General features: G+C 65.4%; 16 protein-coding genes. 14 read left to right on the top strand and 2 right to left on the bottom strand.

Annotation, left to right across the window (positions count from 1 at the left end; all coding sequences use genetic code 11):
* Positions 1-38: 38 nt before the first annotated feature.
* Entirely contained in the window at positions 39-518 is a 480-nt protein-coding gene (locus tag FIU88_RS17295) for a helix-turn-helix domain-containing protein (protein ID WP_152480021.1), read from the bottom strand.
* 66 nt (positions 519-584) lie between these two features.
* Here FIU88_RS17295 and FIU88_RS17290 point away from each other — a divergent pair, with 66 nt between their 5' ends.
* The 7 genes from FIU88_RS17290 to FIU88_RS17260 all read left to right on the top strand — a co-directional run bounded on the left by FIU88_RS17290 (position 585) and on the right by FIU88_RS17260 (position 8,039).
* Complete coding sequence (locus FIU88_RS17290) at positions 585-2,780, top strand: heavy metal translocating P-type ATPase (RefSeq protein WP_152480020.1); 2,196 nt, start codon at positions 585-587, stop codon at positions 2,778-2,780.
* Positions 2,781-2,800: 20 nt separating this feature from the next.
* Positions 2,801-3,280, top strand: coding sequence for a signal peptidase II (gene lspA / locus FIU88_RS17285; protein WP_253742629.1), 480 nt, complete (start codon positions 2,801-2,803; stop codon positions 3,278-3,280).
* A gap of 4 nt (positions 3,281-3,284) precedes the next feature.
* On the top strand, positions 3,285-4,787 hold the full coding sequence (gene lnt, locus FIU88_RS17280) for an apolipoprotein N-acyltransferase (protein WP_253742621.1): 1,503 nt from the start codon (positions 3,285-3,287) through the stop codon (positions 4,785-4,787).
* A gap of 106 nt (positions 4,788-4,893) precedes the next feature.
* A complete protein-coding gene (locus FIU88_RS17275; protein WP_152480018.1) occupies positions 4,894-5,877 on the top strand; it encodes a L,D-transpeptidase family protein in 984 nt (327 codons plus the stop codon).
* Between the two features lie 276 nt (positions 5,878-6,153).
* Positions 6,154-7,008, top strand: coding sequence for a cytochrome c oxidase assembly protein (locus tag FIU88_RS17270; RefSeq protein WP_216647330.1), 855 nt, complete (start codon positions 6,154-6,156; stop codon positions 7,006-7,008).
* Entirely contained in the window at positions 6,986-7,450 is a 465-nt protein-coding gene (locus FIU88_RS17265; RefSeq protein ID WP_152480016.1) for a copper chaperone PCu(A)C, read from the top strand. The genes FIU88_RS17270 and FIU88_RS17265 overlap by 23 nt, the downstream gene beginning before the upstream one ends.
* 25 nt (positions 7,451-7,475) lie before the next feature.
* Positions 7,476-8,039, top strand: coding sequence for an SCO family protein (locus FIU88_RS17260; RefSeq protein ID WP_253742612.1), 564 nt, complete (start codon positions 7,476-7,478; stop codon positions 8,037-8,039).
* A gap of 226 nt (positions 8,040-8,265) precedes the next feature.
* Here FIU88_RS17260 and merR read toward each other — a convergent pair whose 3' ends face one another.
* On the bottom strand, positions 8,266-8,700 hold the full coding sequence (gene merR / locus FIU88_RS17255) for an Hg(II)-responsive transcriptional regulator (protein ID WP_152480014.1): 435 nt from the start codon (positions 8,698-8,700) through the stop codon (positions 8,266-8,268).
* A gap of 73 nt (positions 8,701-8,773) precedes the next feature.
* On the opposite strand from merR, the gene merT reads away from it, so the two are divergent.
* From merT to FIU88_RS17220, 7 genes are all read left to right on the top strand, one after another.
* The gene (gene merT, locus FIU88_RS17250) at positions 8,774-9,124 is read left to right on the top strand and encodes a mercuric ion transporter MerT (RefSeq protein ID WP_152480013.1); all 351 of its coding nucleotides are present in this window, start codon (positions 8,774-8,776) and stop codon (positions 9,122-9,124) included.
* Between the two features lie 12 nt (positions 9,125-9,136).
* Positions 9,137-9,433, top strand: coding sequence for a mercury resistance system periplasmic binding protein MerP (gene merP, locus FIU88_RS17245; RefSeq protein ID WP_152480012.1), 297 nt, complete (start codon positions 9,137-9,139; stop codon positions 9,431-9,433).
* Between the two features lie 2 nt (positions 9,434-9,435).
* On the top strand, positions 9,436-9,693 hold the full coding sequence (gene merF / locus FIU88_RS17240) for a mercury resistance system transport protein MerF (RefSeq protein WP_152480011.1): 258 nt from the start codon (positions 9,436-9,438) through the stop codon (positions 9,691-9,693).
* Complete coding sequence (gene merA, locus FIU88_RS17235; RefSeq protein WP_152480010.1) at positions 9,686-11,092, top strand: mercury(II) reductase; 1,407 nt, start codon at positions 9,686-9,688, stop codon at positions 11,090-11,092. The genes merF and merA overlap by 8 nt, the downstream gene beginning before the upstream one ends.
* Positions 11,093-11,180: 88 nt before the next feature.
* Positions 11,181-11,849 (top strand): MerR family transcriptional regulator, encoded by a 669-nt coding sequence (locus FIU88_RS17230; RefSeq protein ID WP_152480009.1) that lies wholly within the window; start codon positions 11,181-11,183, stop codon positions 11,847-11,849.
* 4 nt (positions 11,850-11,853) lie between these two features.
* Positions 11,854-12,510 (top strand): cytochrome c biogenesis protein CcdA, encoded by a 657-nt coding sequence (locus FIU88_RS17225; protein ID WP_152480008.1) that lies wholly within the window; start codon positions 11,854-11,856, stop codon positions 12,508-12,510.
* Between the two features lie 130 nt (positions 12,511-12,640).
* Positions 12,641-15,079 (top strand): cation-translocating P-type ATPase, encoded by a 2,439-nt coding sequence (locus tag FIU88_RS17220; RefSeq protein WP_152480007.1) that lies wholly within the window; start codon positions 12,641-12,643, stop codon positions 15,077-15,079.
* The last annotated feature ends 136 nt before the right edge of the window (positions 15,080-15,215 follow it).

The following is a 15,215-nucleotide window of genomic DNA, read 5'->3' as shown; positions in this document are numbered from 1 at the left end:
GTCGCCCGACGAGGCCTGGTCGGCAGAGTCAGCCGGCGTTATCGGAGGTCGGCGGCCCCGCCATGCTCTGCCTTGCGCCGGCAGAGCCGATGGTCACCGAGCACCTCGATGATCCGGCAGTTCTCGACCCTGCCGCCGGCACATTGGCCCACCATCCTCCTGAGCTCTTCACGTAGTGCGGAGAGCCGCTGAAGACGTGACTCGACCTCTTCCAGGTGATGCTTGGCGATGGCATCGACCTCGTGGCAGGGCATCTGCGGATGGTCCGCCATCTCCAGCAGCTCACGCACCGCCTCCACCGAGAAGCCGAAGTCACGGGCATGGCGAATGAACGTCAGCCGCTTGACAGCTGCGTCACCGTAGCGGCGCTGACCGCCCTCGGTGCGCGGGGCGTCGCGAAGTAGCCCGATGCTCTCGTAGTAGCGCACCGTTTCGGGCTTGCAGCCGGCGCGTCGGGCCAGCTCACCGATGCCTAGCGCGGGGCAATCGATAGGCGCTGACGTAGTATCACCGGACATGGCTTGAACCTCTAGTCGCTCCAAGGTTTATGCTCCAGACGATAGATTATTCGAAGGAGTCACACCATGGGCAAATCGACGCACCCGGCGTCTTCCTCGGCCTTCTCCTTGCGCGTCGAGGGCATGGACTGCGGCGGCTGCGAGCGCAAGGTCGAGTCCGCGCTGGGCCGCCTGGATGGCATCGCGGAAGTGTCGGCCAGCTCGGTCACCGGCTCGGTAAAGGTCCACCCCAGGCAAGGCACGACGCCTTCCCGAGAGGCGATCGAGCGAGCCCTCAACACGCTCGGCTACCGCCTGGTCGATGAGGAGGCGACGAGTGACACTGCCACCACATCGGCCTCCTGGTGGCGGACCGCCAAGGGGCGCCTGGTGCTCGTCACCGGATGTCTACTGGTACTGGCTTTCGTCCTCCGCCTGGCCTGGCCGGCCTTGGGCAACTGGCCCTTCGTCGCAGCCACCCTGGTGGGGCTGGTGCCCATCGTGCAGGCCGCCTGGGGCGCGCTGAAGCAGCGCAACCCCTTCACCATCGAGATGCTGATGAGCATCGCCGCCCTAGGCGCCCTGGCCATCGATGCCGCCGCCGAGGCGGCGGTGGTGGTCTTCCTGTTCGCCGTGGGCGAATTGCTGGAAGGCGTGGCCGCATCACGGGCGCGGCGCAGCATCTCGGCCCTGGCGGACCTGACCCCGTCCACGGCGAGGCTGATGGAGGATGGGGATACCCGAGAGGTCTCGGCTGCCTCGCTCACGCCCGGGCAGCGAGTCCTGGTGCGGCCGGGCGACCGTGTGCCCTGCGATGGGCGTATCCTGACCGGCGAATCCGATCTGGACGAGTCACCAATCAACGGGGAGTCGGTGCCCCGCTCGCGTGCACCGGGCGATGACGTCTTTGCCGGCACGGTCAACCTCGATGCCGCCCTGGAGGTGGAGGTAACACGCGGCGCCGAGGACAACACCATCGCCCGTGTCATCCGCCTGGTGGAGGAGGCCCAGGCTGCCAAGGCCCCCGTGGCACGCTTCATCGACCGCTTCGCTCGCTACTACATGCCAGCGGTGGTGGGGCTCGCCCTCCTGATGGCGGTGGTGCCACCGCTGGTCTCGACCATGGCCTGGTCGGAATCGGTCTATCGCGCCTTGGCCCTGCTGTTGATCGCCTGTCCCTGCGCCCTGGTGATCTCGACCCCCGCGGCGATCGCTGCCGGCCTCTCGGCGGGCGCCCGGCGGGGCCTGCTGATCAAGGGCGGCGCTGTGCTTGAACAGTTGGGCAAGCTCCGAACGGTAGCGTTGGACAAGACCGGCACCCTCACCGCCGGCACCCCCAAGGTCACCGACGTGGAGGACTGGGCCAGCGGCCAGGGCACGCAAGAGATCCTGAGGCTGGCGGCCGCGATGGAGCGTGACTCCAGCCACCCCATCGCCACGGCCATCCTCGCCCATGCGCAGCAGCAGGGCCTGTCGTTACCCCAGGCGAGTGACAACCGAGCCCTGGCGGGTCGAGGTGTCGCTGGTCGGGTCGAGGGGCGTGAGCTGAGTCTGGTCACGCCTCGCTACCTGGCAGAGCAGGCCGCGCTCGATGACGATCTGACCGCCCGGGTCGCCGAGCTGGAAGAGGCTGGCAAGAGCCTCGCCGTGCTGATAGAAGGCGAGCGTCCGCTGGGGCTGATCGCCGTTCGCGATGAGCCGCGCGAAGATGCCATCGAGGGGCTCGCCGCCCTGTCACGCCTAGGCGTCGAGGCGGTGATGCTCAGCGGCGACAATGCGCGCACGGCGGTGGCTATCGGTGGCTCGCTGGGCATCGAGGCACATGGCGAGCTGATGCCCGAGGACAAGGCACAGCGCGTGCAGGAATGGCAGGCCGCCGGACGCGGCCCGGTCGGCAAGGTGGGCGACGGTATCAACGACGCCCCGGCGTTGGCCGCGGCCGAAGTGGGCATCGCCATGGGCGGCGGTACGGATGTGGCACTGGAAACCGCGGATGCGGCGCTGCTCAAGAACCGCGTCGGCGGCATCGCCGAGCTGATCGACCTGTCCCGGGCCACGCTGCGCAACGTCAAGACCAACGTCGCCCTGGCGCTGGGCCTGAAGGCCATTTTCCTGGTGACCACGGCGCTGGGCATCACCGGCATGTGGATCGCGGTGATGGCAGATACCGGCGCCACCGTGCTGGTGACCCTGAACGCCATGCGGCTGCTGGGCTATCGCTTCTCGCCAGGCAATGCCACGACTCGTTCGGAAAGCCCGCGCTACCAGGAAGCCACGTCATGAGGACAGAGCGGATACCGATAGTGCCGCGCCGCTGGTACTGGTTGGCACTGGCCGTCATGGTCGGCCTGGCCGACCAGGCCATCAAGGGGCTGGTGCAGGCGCTGATGCCGTATGGCCAGACCATCCCGCTAGCCCCGTTCTTCAACTGGGGCCACTGGTGGAACACGGGAGCAGCCTTCAGCTTCCTCGCCGATGCAGGCGGCTGGCAGCGCTATCTCTTCCTGGGCCTGACGGGGATGGTGACCATCGTCCTGACGATGCTGCTGTGCCGGCCCAGACCCCGACTGGAGGCGCTGGGGTACAGCTTGATGCTGGGTGGCGCGCTGGGCAATGGCATCGACCGCCTAGCACGAGGGTATGTCGTAGACTATCTGGACGTCTACTGGCGTGAGTGGCACTGGCCCGCCTTCAACCTGGCGGATATCGCCCTGTTCCTGGGTGTCTTCGCCTTTGCGATTGCGGCCTTGCGTGAGCGTCCTTCCTCCAGAGCGTCTGAGTAACGGCATGGATGCAGAGAACCTGCCAGTCCGGTATATGACGCTTGCCGGCCGGATCTCTCCGGCCCTCGGCTGTTTGCTGGCTCTGACCGCCGGGGGACTGACCACCCTCAGCGCCGCGCCCTTCGCGCTGTGGTGGCTGGGCCCGGTGGCGGTGGCACTGGTCTATTTCGGCATCCATTCTTTGACACCCGCCCAGGCCGGCCTCCGTGGCTGGTGCTACGGCGTGGGCCTGTTCGGCTCCGGTGTCTCCTGGGTCTTCGTCGCGATCCACGACTATGGCGGTACGGGGGCGCCCCTGGCGCTTTTCCTCACCGGTTTGTTCGTGGCCAGCCTGGCGCTGTTCTTCGCCGTGTCCTTCTGGCTCTATCGCTGCGTCACGGGCCCGCGGCTGGCCTTCCTCAGCTTCGCCGGCGTCTGGGTGCTCAGCGAATGGTTGCGCACCTGGCTGTTTACCGGGTTTCCCTGGCTGCTGCTGGGCACCTCCCAGGTAGATTCTCCTCTGGCGCCCTGGGCCCCGGTGGGTGGGGTCTATCTGCTGTCACTGATCACCGCGCTGACCGGCACCCTAGGCGCCGAACTGCTGCGCCGCCGCTGGTGGGCCGCGGCGCCCATCACCGCTCTCTGGCTCACCACCTTGGCCCTGCCGGCCCAGTGGACCTTCCCGGCCGGTGAGCCGCTGCGGGTCGCCCTGCTGCAGGGCAACCTGGATCAGGCGATCAAGTGGACGCCCGAGGGTCAGCGCGAGGCGGCCAGTATCTACACGGCGTTGACCCTTGCACAGTCCAACGACCTCGACCTGGTTATCTGGCCCGAGGTAGCGCTGCCCATGTTCGAAGAGGAGGCCCGGCCAATACTGGAACGAGCGCAGTCCAACCTCGCGTCCGACACCGCCCTGCTCACCGGCATCCTGCGGCGCGACGGTGGCGACTACTACAACAGCGTGATCGGCCTGGGTGCCGCCGAGGGCGAGTATCGCAAGGCTCGCCTGGTGCCCTTCGGCGAATACTTGCCGCTTGAACGTCTGCTCGCCGGCACCATCGCCTTCTTCGACCTGCCCATGCCAATCATGTCGCCCGGGGCCGAGGCTCAGGGGCCGATCCACGCCGCTGGGACCACCATCGGCAACGCCATCTGTTACGAGATCATCTATGCCGACCGGGTCGCCGAGCAGGCGCGCGATGCTGAGCTGCTGCTGACGGTTTCCAACGACACCTGGTTTGGCCGTTCCATCGGCCCCCTGCAGCATCTGCAGATGGCCCGCCTGCGCGCCCTGGAGAACGGCCGCTATCTTATCCGAGCCACCAGCAACGGCGTGACCGCCATCGTCGATCCTCAGGGCCGCCTCACGGCCCGCGCATCGCCGTTCCAGACGACGAGCCTGCGCGGCGAGGCCCTGCCCATGGCGGGGTACACACCGTTCACCCGTACCGGTAGCTGGCCGACCTGGCTGTTGGCCGCATTACTGGTGCTGCTTGGATCGAAACTCAACACACATCGGTCTGGATGATAATGGTCCAGTCGAAAAGGGGAGAATGATGGCTTTATCGAAACCTCACTCTGATACAGCGAGGGAGGCACCATTGTGGCAGCTCCGAACACGCACAGCGGTGGGGATGCTGGTCGGTTGGCTGGCACTCATCGGCGTTGCCCAGGCCGAAGAGGAGGGCGAGTGGCCCCGCGGCCACTATCCGCTGCCTGAGGAAGGCAATGTGATCGGCGATACCTATACCGTCACCGTGGAGAATTACGACGATACCCTGCTCGATATCGCCAGGCGACACAACGTGGGGTACAGGGAGATCGTGCGCGCCAATCCGGATGTGAGCATCTGGATTCCCGGCGAGGGTACCGAGGTGACCATACCCGGGCGCTTCATCCTGCCCGATGCGGAGCGCACCGGGATCGTCATCAACATCGCCGAGCTGCGCCTCTACTACTATCCAAAGGTTGACGATAGTGAAACGCCACGCGTCGAGACCTATCCCATCGGCATCGGTCGCGAAGGCTTCGGTACGCCCCTCGGTGTCACCGAAACCACCATGAACATCAAGAATCCTGCCTGGTACCCACCCGAGTCGGTCCAGCGTGAAGCCAGGGCGCGCGGAGAGGAGGCGCCTAGCGTGGTGCCTCCGGGCCCAGACAATCCGCTGGGAGACCATGCCATTATTCTGGGTTTCGACGGCTACTTGATTCATGGCACCAACCAGCCGGATGGTATCGGCATGCGTGCCAGCCGTGGCTGTATTCGCATGTTTCCTGGGGACATCGAGTCGATTTTCGATCGCGTGCCCGCCGGCACCCAGGTCCATATCGTCAACCAGCCCATCAAGATCGGCTGGGATCAAGAGCAGCCGCTGGTTCAGGCATTCCCGCCTCTGGAAGAAGAAGGGCACAGTAAGTCCGCGTTGGAAGACACCGTCACACGCCTCAACCAACGCAGTGTCGAGGGCTTGAGCTTCGATTATGAACAGCTTCGCGGCCTGCTGGATGACCCCAGCGGTCGCATGATATCCCTAAACCCCAAGCCGGAGCCGGATAGAAAGCACGACACTATCTATAAAGGTATCTACGCAGAAATCGCGCTGCGTAGGTCATGACGACGACAACAACATGGCGAGTCTTGTCAGCCTTATGACGCTAATTCGGTCGTGGCTCATCCCGGGTCTATCGCCATTTGCAAGGCCGCTGGCGGTGCGTTGGCGGTGTGCCCAACCACCGAACAAGTGCAGTGCGTTGGGGCTCGGCCTTCCTCGCACCCCAGGCACCGAGGTGCGGGCTCTGGGTTCGCCTGCGTTTATAGGCCCACCTTGCCGCATGATGCGGTGGGCTCCTAAGGTCACCATTGGCGTGCCGATTCTGGGGAGGGAAGGGCTATCGACCTCGACGTCGCTCTGGGCTACCTGCTGCCGTGGGAGTTCTCACCGACTTGGTTTGCGAGCTGCCTGCTGGCCATCGTGCTCTACCTGCGAGGCCTGCAGCAGCGCCGACAGCGCGGCGAGGTCACCGGCGTGGGCCGAAACCTGGCCTATCTGCTGGGTGTCGCAACCATCTATGGCGTGACCCAGACCCATTACGACTACCTCGCCCAGTACATGTTCTTTACCCATCGGGCCCAGCATCTGGTGCTGCATCACGCCGGCCCCTTCCTGATCGCCCTGGCCGCTCCCCTGCCGGTACTGGCCGATGGCTTACCGACGCGAATCAGGCACTTCCCCGGGTGGAGCCTAGCCGCGCGCCTGCTGCGCCCCGTCTATCGGACCCTGCAGCATCCACTGATCGCCCCTGTGCTGTTCGTCGGGCTGATCTATTTCTGGCTGATTCCCGAGATCCACTTCGACGCCATGCTCAGCGCTGATCTCTATCAGGTGATGAACTGGAGCATGGCGCTGGATGGCCTGCTGTTCTGGTGGCTGATCCTGGATCGCCGCTCGCCGCAACAAGGCGGTCTCGGTTATGGCAAGCGCATCGCCATTCTGCTGGCGGTGATCCCCCCGCAGATTCTCCTGGGCGCCTATATCACCTTCAGTCGCGACGTGATCTTCGATGTCTACGAGGTCTGCGGTCGCGCCTGGCCGCTGGATCCTCTGACTGACCAACTCCTCGGCGGCCTGCTGACCTGGATTCCGGCCACGATGATGAGTGCCATCGGGGTTCTGATCATTCTCAGCTTTCTGTTCCGTGACGCCCGCAAGGAGGATGCCGCTGATGTCTCTCACGCCACACCCTAGTCTGCCGCGCCTGGCGAAAAGCTGGTGCTGGGCCATCCTGCTGCTGATCGCGACGCCCGGCACGCTGGCTGCTGCCGACCTGCAGGTCAACGAGGCACGCATACGACTGCTGCCGGGAGACCTTCCCGCGGCGGGCTATTTCACCCTCACGAATACCAGTGAGGCAGATATCACCCTGGAAGGGGCGGATAGCCCCGCCTTCGGTAAGGTCATGATGCATCGCACTGTCAATCAGGATGGCATCACCAGTATGCAACCCGTCGGCCAATTAGAACTGGCAGCGGGGGAGCAGATCGAGTTCGCACCGGGGGGCTATCATCTCATGCTCATGAAACGGACTCGCCCCCTCGTCGTTGGTGACGACATCGAAGTGACCCTTATCTTCGCCAACGGGCAGCAACAACCCGGCACCTTCCGCACCGTGGCACCCACAACACAGTAGGGGGAGCAGGATGCACCGATGGATCATGGCACTATTCGTGACGCTATGGCTGGCGGGCTGCAGCGAGCCGTCTTGGCAGACCAAGGATATCTCGGGGCTGATGCCGCCCTTGGCGTTCGAGCTTGTCGACGAGAACGGCAATGACATCAACGCCGATCAGTTCCTCGGCAAGAGCACACTGCTGTTCTTCGGCTTCACCCACTGCCCCGATGTCTGTCCCACCACACTCGCGCGCCTCGACGCCGCCACCCAACGCATGGATGAGTCGGCGCGCGACGACATTCAGGTGCTCTTCGTCTCGGTCGACCCCCGCCGCGATGACGCCGAGACGTTGCGAGAGTACACGGATGCCTTCGGCCCCCAGTTCATCGGCCTCACGGGTGATAAAGCGGCCCTCGATGAACTGACACGCCGCTATCGGGTGACCTACGGGTATGGCGAAGAAGACAGCAACGGCAACTACGATGTGTCGCACTCCAGCGCTGTCTTCGCCTTCGATGACCAGGGAGAGGTCCGCCTGTTGATCCGTGACAGCGACCCCATGGATGCCGTGGTTGCCGACCTCGAAAGGCTTGCCGGCGGTGCCTGAGTAGTCACCGTCCAGCGCTCGGTCATCCGTCGAGGTCAGGAGCGCGTGACAGCAGGTGCCCACCTGTTCATAAGGGGGCACCTACTATGACCATCGCAGTCACTGATTGTGAGGCTCGCCGGCGTAGTCGGCACGCTCGGCAAGATCGTCACCATCTGTAGCAGCCCGAGACCTCCATCGCCCGTCTGGCTCTGGCACGTGTGGCCTGAATGCCGTCCCCGATGCGTTAACCCCCTGGGTTTCCTGCCCTCCTGATCCCTGCATGCAATGAATCAATCAGGGGACAGGCAATATCGCCTCTCTCAGCATGACAGCGGTGGATCAGCTCGGTCAGCACCGTCTCGATACGCTGCAGCCTGTCGATCTTCTCTCGCACGTCCTGCAACTTGTGCTCGGCCAGAGCGCTGGCTTCCCGACAGTGGGTGCCATCCTCAAGGCGAAGCAGGTCGCTGATCTCGTTCAGGCTGAAGCCCAACTGTTGCGCGGTTTTCACGAACGTCAACCTTGCCACATCGGCGGCACCGTAACGCCGGATGCCGCCGGGAGGGCGCTCGGGCTCCGGTAGCAACCCACGGCGCTGATAGTACCGTATCGTCTCGATATGGACGCCAGTCGCTTTCGCCAGGCCGCCAATGGTCATGGTGCTAGTTTCCCTTTGCATGGCCCTTGACTCCGTAGTCAGCTACGGAAGTAACCTTATCTCAGTTACTACCGACACGAAAGGAGAGCCTGCGATGCCGCAACCGAAAACGGGGCGGGGGCCCCTGGCCGCCGGAGGGATCGCGGCGCTTCTGGCCTCGACCTGCTGTCTCGGCCCCCTGGTGCTGATCACGCTGGGCGTTTCCGGCGCCTGGATCGGCAACCTGACGGCCCTGGAAGCCTACCGCCCGCTGTTCATCGGCGTGGCGCTGGTGGCGCTGTTCTTCGCCTGGCGCCGAATCTTTCGGCCAGTGGAACAGTGCCAGCCGGGGGAAGTGTGCGCCGTCCCCCGAGTCCACTTGGCCTACAAGCTGATCTTCTGGCTCGTGACGCTGCTGGTACTGATCGCCCTGGTGTTCCCCTACGTCCTGCCCCTGTTCTATTGAGAGGATGCTCCCATGAGAATGCGTTTCGCCCTGACCGCGATCGTCGCCCTCCTCAGCACGCCTACTCTGGCGGCCCCGCAGACCGTGACGCTCTCGGTGCCGGGCATGACCTGCGCCGCCTGCCCGATCACGGTCAAGGCCGCGCTCAACAAGGTGGACGGCGTCGCGCGGGTCGACGTGAGCTACCCGGATCGTGAGGCCGTGGTCACCTTCGACGACACCCGGACGTCCGTGGAAGCGTTGACCCAGGCGACGACCAACGCCGGTTATCCCTCCACCCCGACATCCTCGGAAGCGGATCGGGAGTGACCATGAAGAACCCCAAGTCCCTGCTGCGCGTGAGCGTGATCGGCACCGTCCTGGTGGCGCTGTGCTGCTTCACGCCGATCCTGGTGATCCTGCTCGGCACCCTCGGCTTGGCGGCACTCACCGGTTATCTGGATTATGTATTGCTGCCAGCACTGGCCTTTTTTATCGGCCTGACCCTCTATGCGCTATGGCGCAAGAAGCAATACGACGCCTGTGGCGACAACGCTTCTACCGATTCAAGGAATCCCCCTCATGAGTGATGACATGAACCTGCATATCGCCGTGATCGGCAGCGGCGGCGCGGCCATGGCGGCCGCCCTGAAGGCCGCCGAGCGTGGGGCCCGCATCACCCTGATCGAACGCGGAACCCTCGGTGGCACCTGCGTCAATACCGGCTGCGTACCCTCGAAGATCATGATTCGCGCGGCCCATATTGCCCACTTGCGCACGGAAAGCCCCTTCGATGCAGGCCTGAGCGTCCAGGCGCCGGTGGTGGATCGGGCGAAGCTACTCGAGCAACAGCAGGGGCGTGTCGAGGAGCTGCGTGATGCCAAGTACGCGGGGATTCTGCGCGACCACCCGGCCATCACGGTCCTGCGTGGCGAGGCGCGGTTTGTCGATGAGCGGACCCTGACCGTTGCCCTCAGTGAAGGCGGCGAGCAAACCGTCCGCTTCGATCGCGTCTTCATCGGCACCGGTGCTCGTCCGGCCATTCCGCCGGTGCCGGGCCTAGCCGATACCCCGTACCTGACCTCCACCAGCGCACTGGCTCTGGACCATATTCCCGAAAGGATGGTGGTGATCGGGGCCTCGGTGGTGGCCTTGGAATTGGCCCAGGCCTTCGCCCGTCTGGGAAGCCGGGTGACCCTGCTGGCCCGCAGCCGCCTGCTCTCCCAGGAGGACCCGGCGGTGGGGGACGCGGTGGAGGCGGCGTTTCGCCGCGAGGGCATCGAGGTGCTCAAGCAGACCCAGGCCAACGAAGTGACCCACGACGGCCAGCTGTTCACCCTGCAGACCAACGCTGGCACTCTGCAGGCGGAGCAATTGCTGGTGGCTAGCGGCCGCACACCCAACACCGAGGCCCTGAACCTGGCGAGTATCGGCGTGGAAACCGCGCGTGGCGCGATTCTGGTGGATGAGCACCTGCAAACCACGGTGCCGGGCATCTACGCCGCCGGTGACTGCACCGATCAGCCGGAGTTTGTCTATGTCGCTGCCGCCGGGGGCAGTCGGGCCGCCGTCAACATGACGGGAGGCGACGCCACCCTGGACCTCAGCGCCATGCCGGCGGTGATCTTCACCGCCCCCCAGGTGGCCACCGTCGGCCTGACGGAGGCCGAGGCACTCAAGCAGGGCTTCAGCGTGGATACCCGCGTGCTTGATCTGGAAAACGTGCCGCGTGCGCTGGTGAATTTCGACACCGGTGGGTTCATCAAGCTGGTGGCCGAACGCGACTCGGGGCGGTTGCTGGGCGTCCAGGCGGTAGCAGGGGAGGCCGGTGAGCTGATCCAGACCGCCGTGATGGCGCTGCGTGCCCGCATGACGGTGCAGGCCATCGGCGATGAGCTGTTTCCCTACCTGACCATGGTGGAAGGCCTCAAGCTCTGCGCCCAGACCTTCACCAAGGACGTGACGCAGCTGTCCTGCTGTGCGGGGTGAGCGACAGCGTAGCCTACACGACTGCGTCCCTTGCCCCCGTACCATAGTACGGCCATTAATCTATTCCCAGAAACTGCGCGGGGGCGCCATGAGTGACATGACCATCGGCAAAGTCGCCCAAGTGGTGGGCGTTGGGGTCGAGACGATTCGCTTCTACGAGCGACGCGGGCTCATCGAACAGCCGCCTCGACCAGAGGGCGGAGGGTATCGCGTCTATTCGGATGAGACGGTGCGGCGGGTGCTGTTCATTCGCCGCGCCCAGGAGCTCGGTTTCTCCCTGCGTGAGATCGCCGAGCTGCTCTCGCTGCGTACCGACCACGACACCGATGCCGGAGAGGTGCGGCGGCGAGCCACCGACAAACTCCAGGATGTGGATCTCAAGATCGAGCGGCTCCAGCGTATCCGCCGAGGGCTGATGACGCTGCTCGACCGTTGTCCCGGAGAAGGACCATTGCGCTGCTGCTCCATCATCGACGCCCTGGAGCACGACCAGAGGCTGACCAGCGATACAGCCAAGCGAAAGGAGAATGGCATGCAGACAGTAAGACTCACGATCACGGGCATGCATTGCAACGGCTGTGCGGAGATCATCCGCCACGTTCTCGAACAGCAGCCGGGCGTCAAGGGGTGCTCGGTCTCTCATGAGAACGGCGAGGCCAAGGTGGCGATTGACACCGGGCAGATCTCCGGTGAGCGGCTTGCCGAGGCGGTACGCGGTGCCGGGTATTCAGCACGCATCGTGAAAGCGGCAGACTAGCGCCTTGGAAATTGCCGTTGCCCTGCCGCTGGCCGCCGGCCTGGGACTGCTGGGCTTCGTCGAGCCCTGTTCGGTCGGTAGCCACCTGCTGTTCATCCGCCATCTTGAACGGCTGCCTCGCCGGATGCAGGCCATCCAGACGCTGCTGTTCACCCTGACCCGGGCCGCGTTGATGGCCGGGCTCGGGGTGCTCGCGGCACTGATCGGCAGTGCGTTCACGGGGCTTCAGTACACTCTCTGGGCCGTGCTGGGGAGCCTCTATGTGGGCGTGGGGCTGCTGTACCTCAGTGGCGGCGCGCCCTGGCTCCTGGCCCGCGTGGACCGCCTCCTGCCACGCCTGGCCGGTACCCCGGGCAGCCTGGGGCTGGGCGTGCTGTTCGGCCTGAATGTGCCGGCCTGTGCCGCCCCTCTGCTGGCGGTCCTGCTCGGGGATACGGCCGCGCGGGCCGCGGCCGGTGGGGGTGTCATCTTCGGCGCCGCCACGTTACTGGTGTTCGGCCTGGCGCTCTCCAGCCCCCTGGTGCTTGCTGTCTATACCGCCCGTGGCCGGCGCTGGCTCGAGGCCCTCGCGCGACTCGCCGGGCGCATGCCGCGCTGGACGGGTGCCGTCCTGGTGGGACTGGGGGCCTGGACCCTGTGGTTGGCCTTCTCCTCGACATGAGGGCTCGATCGGCTCGACCACTGCGGTGCCTCTGTGCCTTCCCGTATTGATCCCCACCGGCGCTTGACCCCGTAGCAACGTACGGCCCCTATGCTTGACGCATGACCGCATCTTCACCAAGGGGCAGGTAATGAGCACGGCAACGTCGGCATCAACCGAGGAAGGTCTCCACCCCTGGAGCCTGGAAGCCACCGGGGAGTCGGAGATCCAGCGGGTGAGAGCCCATATCGGCGGGCTGCACTGCTCGCTGTGCACCGGCACCATCGAGCAGGCCTTGGGGCAGAAACCGGGGGTACGCCGCGTGGCGGTCAGCCTCACCCACGAGCAAGCCCTGGTCGAATACGACACGCGCGAGACTAGCGCCGAGACGCTGATGGGCACACTTCAGGCCATCGGCTACACCCTCAGCGACCCCCGCAAGATCGAACCCTACGCGAACCAGGAGCGCGAGCTAGCCCGCGAGCGTAACCGCTTCCTGGTCGCGCTGACCGCCAGCCTGGCGGCGGTGGGCCTGATCGTCGATCCCACCTCGCCCTGGACCCTGGGGCTCTCCACCCTGGTCTATGTCAGCCTGGTGATCTTCGGCTATGCCGTCCTGCGTGGCCAGGGCACCCGAGCCGCCCTGGGCGGTAGCGCCCTGTTGGCGCTGGGCGGCCTGGTCCTGTTCGCGCTACGTGCCGGGAGCCTGCTAGCAGGCCAGGAGGCGACCGTGGTTGCAATCCTGGCGCTCGCCATGGTGTTCGGTATCGCCCGGCAGATGCTGGTCATGGCCTATCAGGCCCTGCGCCGGGGCATTCTCAACCAACACGTGCTGGTGGAGATCGGGGCCTTTGCGGGCCTGGTCGGTGGCGGCATCGGTCTGGCACTGCGGCCCGACAGCTACCCCACCGCCGCCTTCTTCGCCGTCTCGGTCATGGTGCTGACCTACCACCTGTTCTCCGAGTGGCTCTCGCTGATCGTCAAGACCCGCAGCTCCCAGTCGGTGCGCCGCCTGCTCGACCTTCAGCCAGAGACCGCCCACGTCATCGGTGGGGATGGCGAACGTGAACTGCCGGTGGCGCAGGTGGAAACCGGCATGCGGGTGCGTATCCGCCCCGGAGAGCGCATCCCGGTGGACGGCGAGGTCAGCGAGGGCGACTCGGCCGTGGATCAGTCCCTGGTCACCGGCGAACCCCTACCGGTCGAGAAAGGCGTGGGCGATGCGGTGGTCGGCGGCGCCATCAATGGCAACGGCACGCTGGTGGTGCGGGTGACGGCCACCGGCGAGGCGAGCTTCCTGCAGCAGGTGGTCCGCAGCCTGGAGGATGCGCGGGCGCTCAAGCCGGGTCTGCTACATCTGGTCGACCGGGTGCTGCGGGTCTATACCCCCACGGTACTGATCGTCTCCGCGCTGGCCTTCGTGTTCTGGATGAGTGCGCCGCTACTCTGGGGAGCCGGGGCCGACCTGGAACGGGCCGTGTTCGCCGCGCTAACCGTGCTGGTGATGGGCTATCCCTGTGCAGTGGGCATCTCCGCGCCGCTCTCCATCGTACGGGGCGCCGGTGAGGCCGCCGACCAGGGGGTGCTGATGCGCACCGGCGAATCCTTCCAGGCCCTGCGGCGCGTCACCACCGTGGTATTCGACAAGACCGGCACCCTGACCGAAGGTCGCCCCGCGGTACGCGAGGTTACCCGTGTCGAGGGTGACGAAGGCACGCTGCTGTCGCTGGCCGCCGCCGTCGAGTCCGCCTCGGAACATCCCCTAGGGCGTGCCGTGGTCGAAGCGGCCCTGGCTCGGGACCTAGCGATTCCCGACGTCACCGAGTTCCAGGCGCACTCCGGTCGCGGCGTCACCGCCCAGGTGGACGACGAAACGGTGTGGGTCGGCAGCCCGACCTTTCTCGTCGAGCAGGGCATCGACCTGGCACCGGTGAGCGATGGCATCGAGACCGACGAGCATCAGGGCCAGACGGTCATCGTCGTCGCCCGAGGCGAACGGCTGCTGGGGGCCATCGCCCTGGGCGACGGCCTGCGGGCCGATGCAGCGGAGACCGTGCAACAGTTGCGTGGGCTGGGCATCCGTACCGCCCTCATGACCGGCGATAACGCGCGCACCGCCCGACATATTGCGCAACAGCTAGGCATCGACACCGTCCACGCCGGCGTACTGCCGGAGCAGAAGGCTGACCTGTTGCGAGGGATGCAGCACGAGGGACGGGTGGCCATGGTCGGCGACGGCATCAATGACGCCCCGGCGCTGATGCAGGCGGACGTGGGCATCGCCATGGGCAGCGGCACCGATATCGCCATTGACGCCGCCGACATCATCATCCTCAACGCTCGGGTGAGCAGCGTGGTGACCGCCTGGCGGATCAGCCACTGGGGGTATCGCAAGATGCTGCAGAACGTCTCGCTGGCCTTCCTGTTCAACGGGGTGGGGATTCCGCTTGCGTCTACCGGACTGATCTATCCCGTCTGGGCCATGGTGGCCATGGCCGCCAGTGTGACTGCCATCTTCATCAACTCACTGTGGCAGCGGCCATCGCTGCTCTTCGATGCCGTGGCCAGCGTGCGCTCGAATGACCCGTGAAGCCTTGTCCTCAGCTACCTGCTGAAGAGCCCCTCAAGCGACTGGTACTGGGTTCCAGGTGGTTGAATACCTTTAACCCTGTATTTAGAGACGAGCTAAGTTTACGGGGGCCTATCACGTATCTTGAGAAACCTTG

The organism is Halomonas sp. THAF12 (assembly GCF_009363675.1).
Classification (GTDB): Bacteria; Pseudomonadota; Gammaproteobacteria; order Pseudomonadales; family Halomonadaceae; genus Halomonas; species Halomonas smyrnensis.
The sequence above is the reverse complement of the archived record's forward strand: the minus strand, read 5'-3'. Positions and strand labels throughout refer to the sequence as shown.

Bases quoted from the DNA above. Each gene is read 5' to 3' on its own strand.
- FIU88_RS17295 (WP_152480021.1), bottom strand. From the start codon at position 518: ATGTCCGGTGATACTACGTCAGCGCCTATCGATTGCCCCGCGCTAGGC.
- FIU88_RS17230 (WP_152480009.1), top strand. From the start codon at position 11,181: ATGAGTGACATGACCATCGGCAAAGTCGCCCAAGTGGTGGGCGTTGGG.
- merR (WP_152480014.1), bottom strand. From the start codon at position 8,700: ATGCAAAGGGAAACTAGCACCATGACCATTGGCGGCCTGGCGAAAGCG.
- FIU88_RS17290 (WP_152480020.1), top strand. From the start codon at position 585: ATGGGCAAATCGACGCACCCGGCGTCTTCCTCGGCCTTCTCCTTGCGC.
- FIU88_RS17275 (WP_152480018.1), top strand. From the start codon at position 4,894: ATGCTGGTCGGTTGGCTGGCACTCATCGGCGTTGCCCAGGCCGAAGAG.
- FIU88_RS17260 (WP_253742612.1), top strand. From the start codon at position 7,476: ATGGCACTATTCGTGACGCTATGGCTGGCGGGCTGCAGCGAGCCGTCT.
- merF (WP_152480011.1), top strand. From the start codon at position 9,436: ATGAAGAACCCCAAGTCCCTGCTGCGCGTGAGCGTGATCGGCACCGTC.
- lnt (WP_253742621.1), top strand. From the start codon at position 3,285: ATGGATGCAGAGAACCTGCCAGTCCGGTATATGACGCTTGCCGGCCGG.
- FIU88_RS17220 (WP_152480007.1), top strand. From the start codon at position 12,641: ATGAGCACGGCAACGTCGGCATCAACCGAGGAAGGTCTCCACCCCTGG.
- merP (WP_152480012.1), top strand. From the start codon at position 9,137: ATGAGAATGCGTTTCGCCCTGACCGCGATCGTCGCCCTCCTCAGCACG.
- FIU88_RS17265 (WP_152480016.1), top strand. From the start codon at position 6,986: ATGTCTCTCACGCCACACCCTAGTCTGCCGCGCCTGGCGAAAAGCTGG.
- merT (WP_152480013.1), top strand. From the start codon at position 8,774: ATGCCGCAACCGAAAACGGGGCGGGGGCCCCTGGCCGCCGGAGGGATC.
- merA (WP_152480010.1), top strand. From the start codon at position 9,686: ATGAGTGATGACATGAACCTGCATATCGCCGTGATCGGCAGCGGCGGC.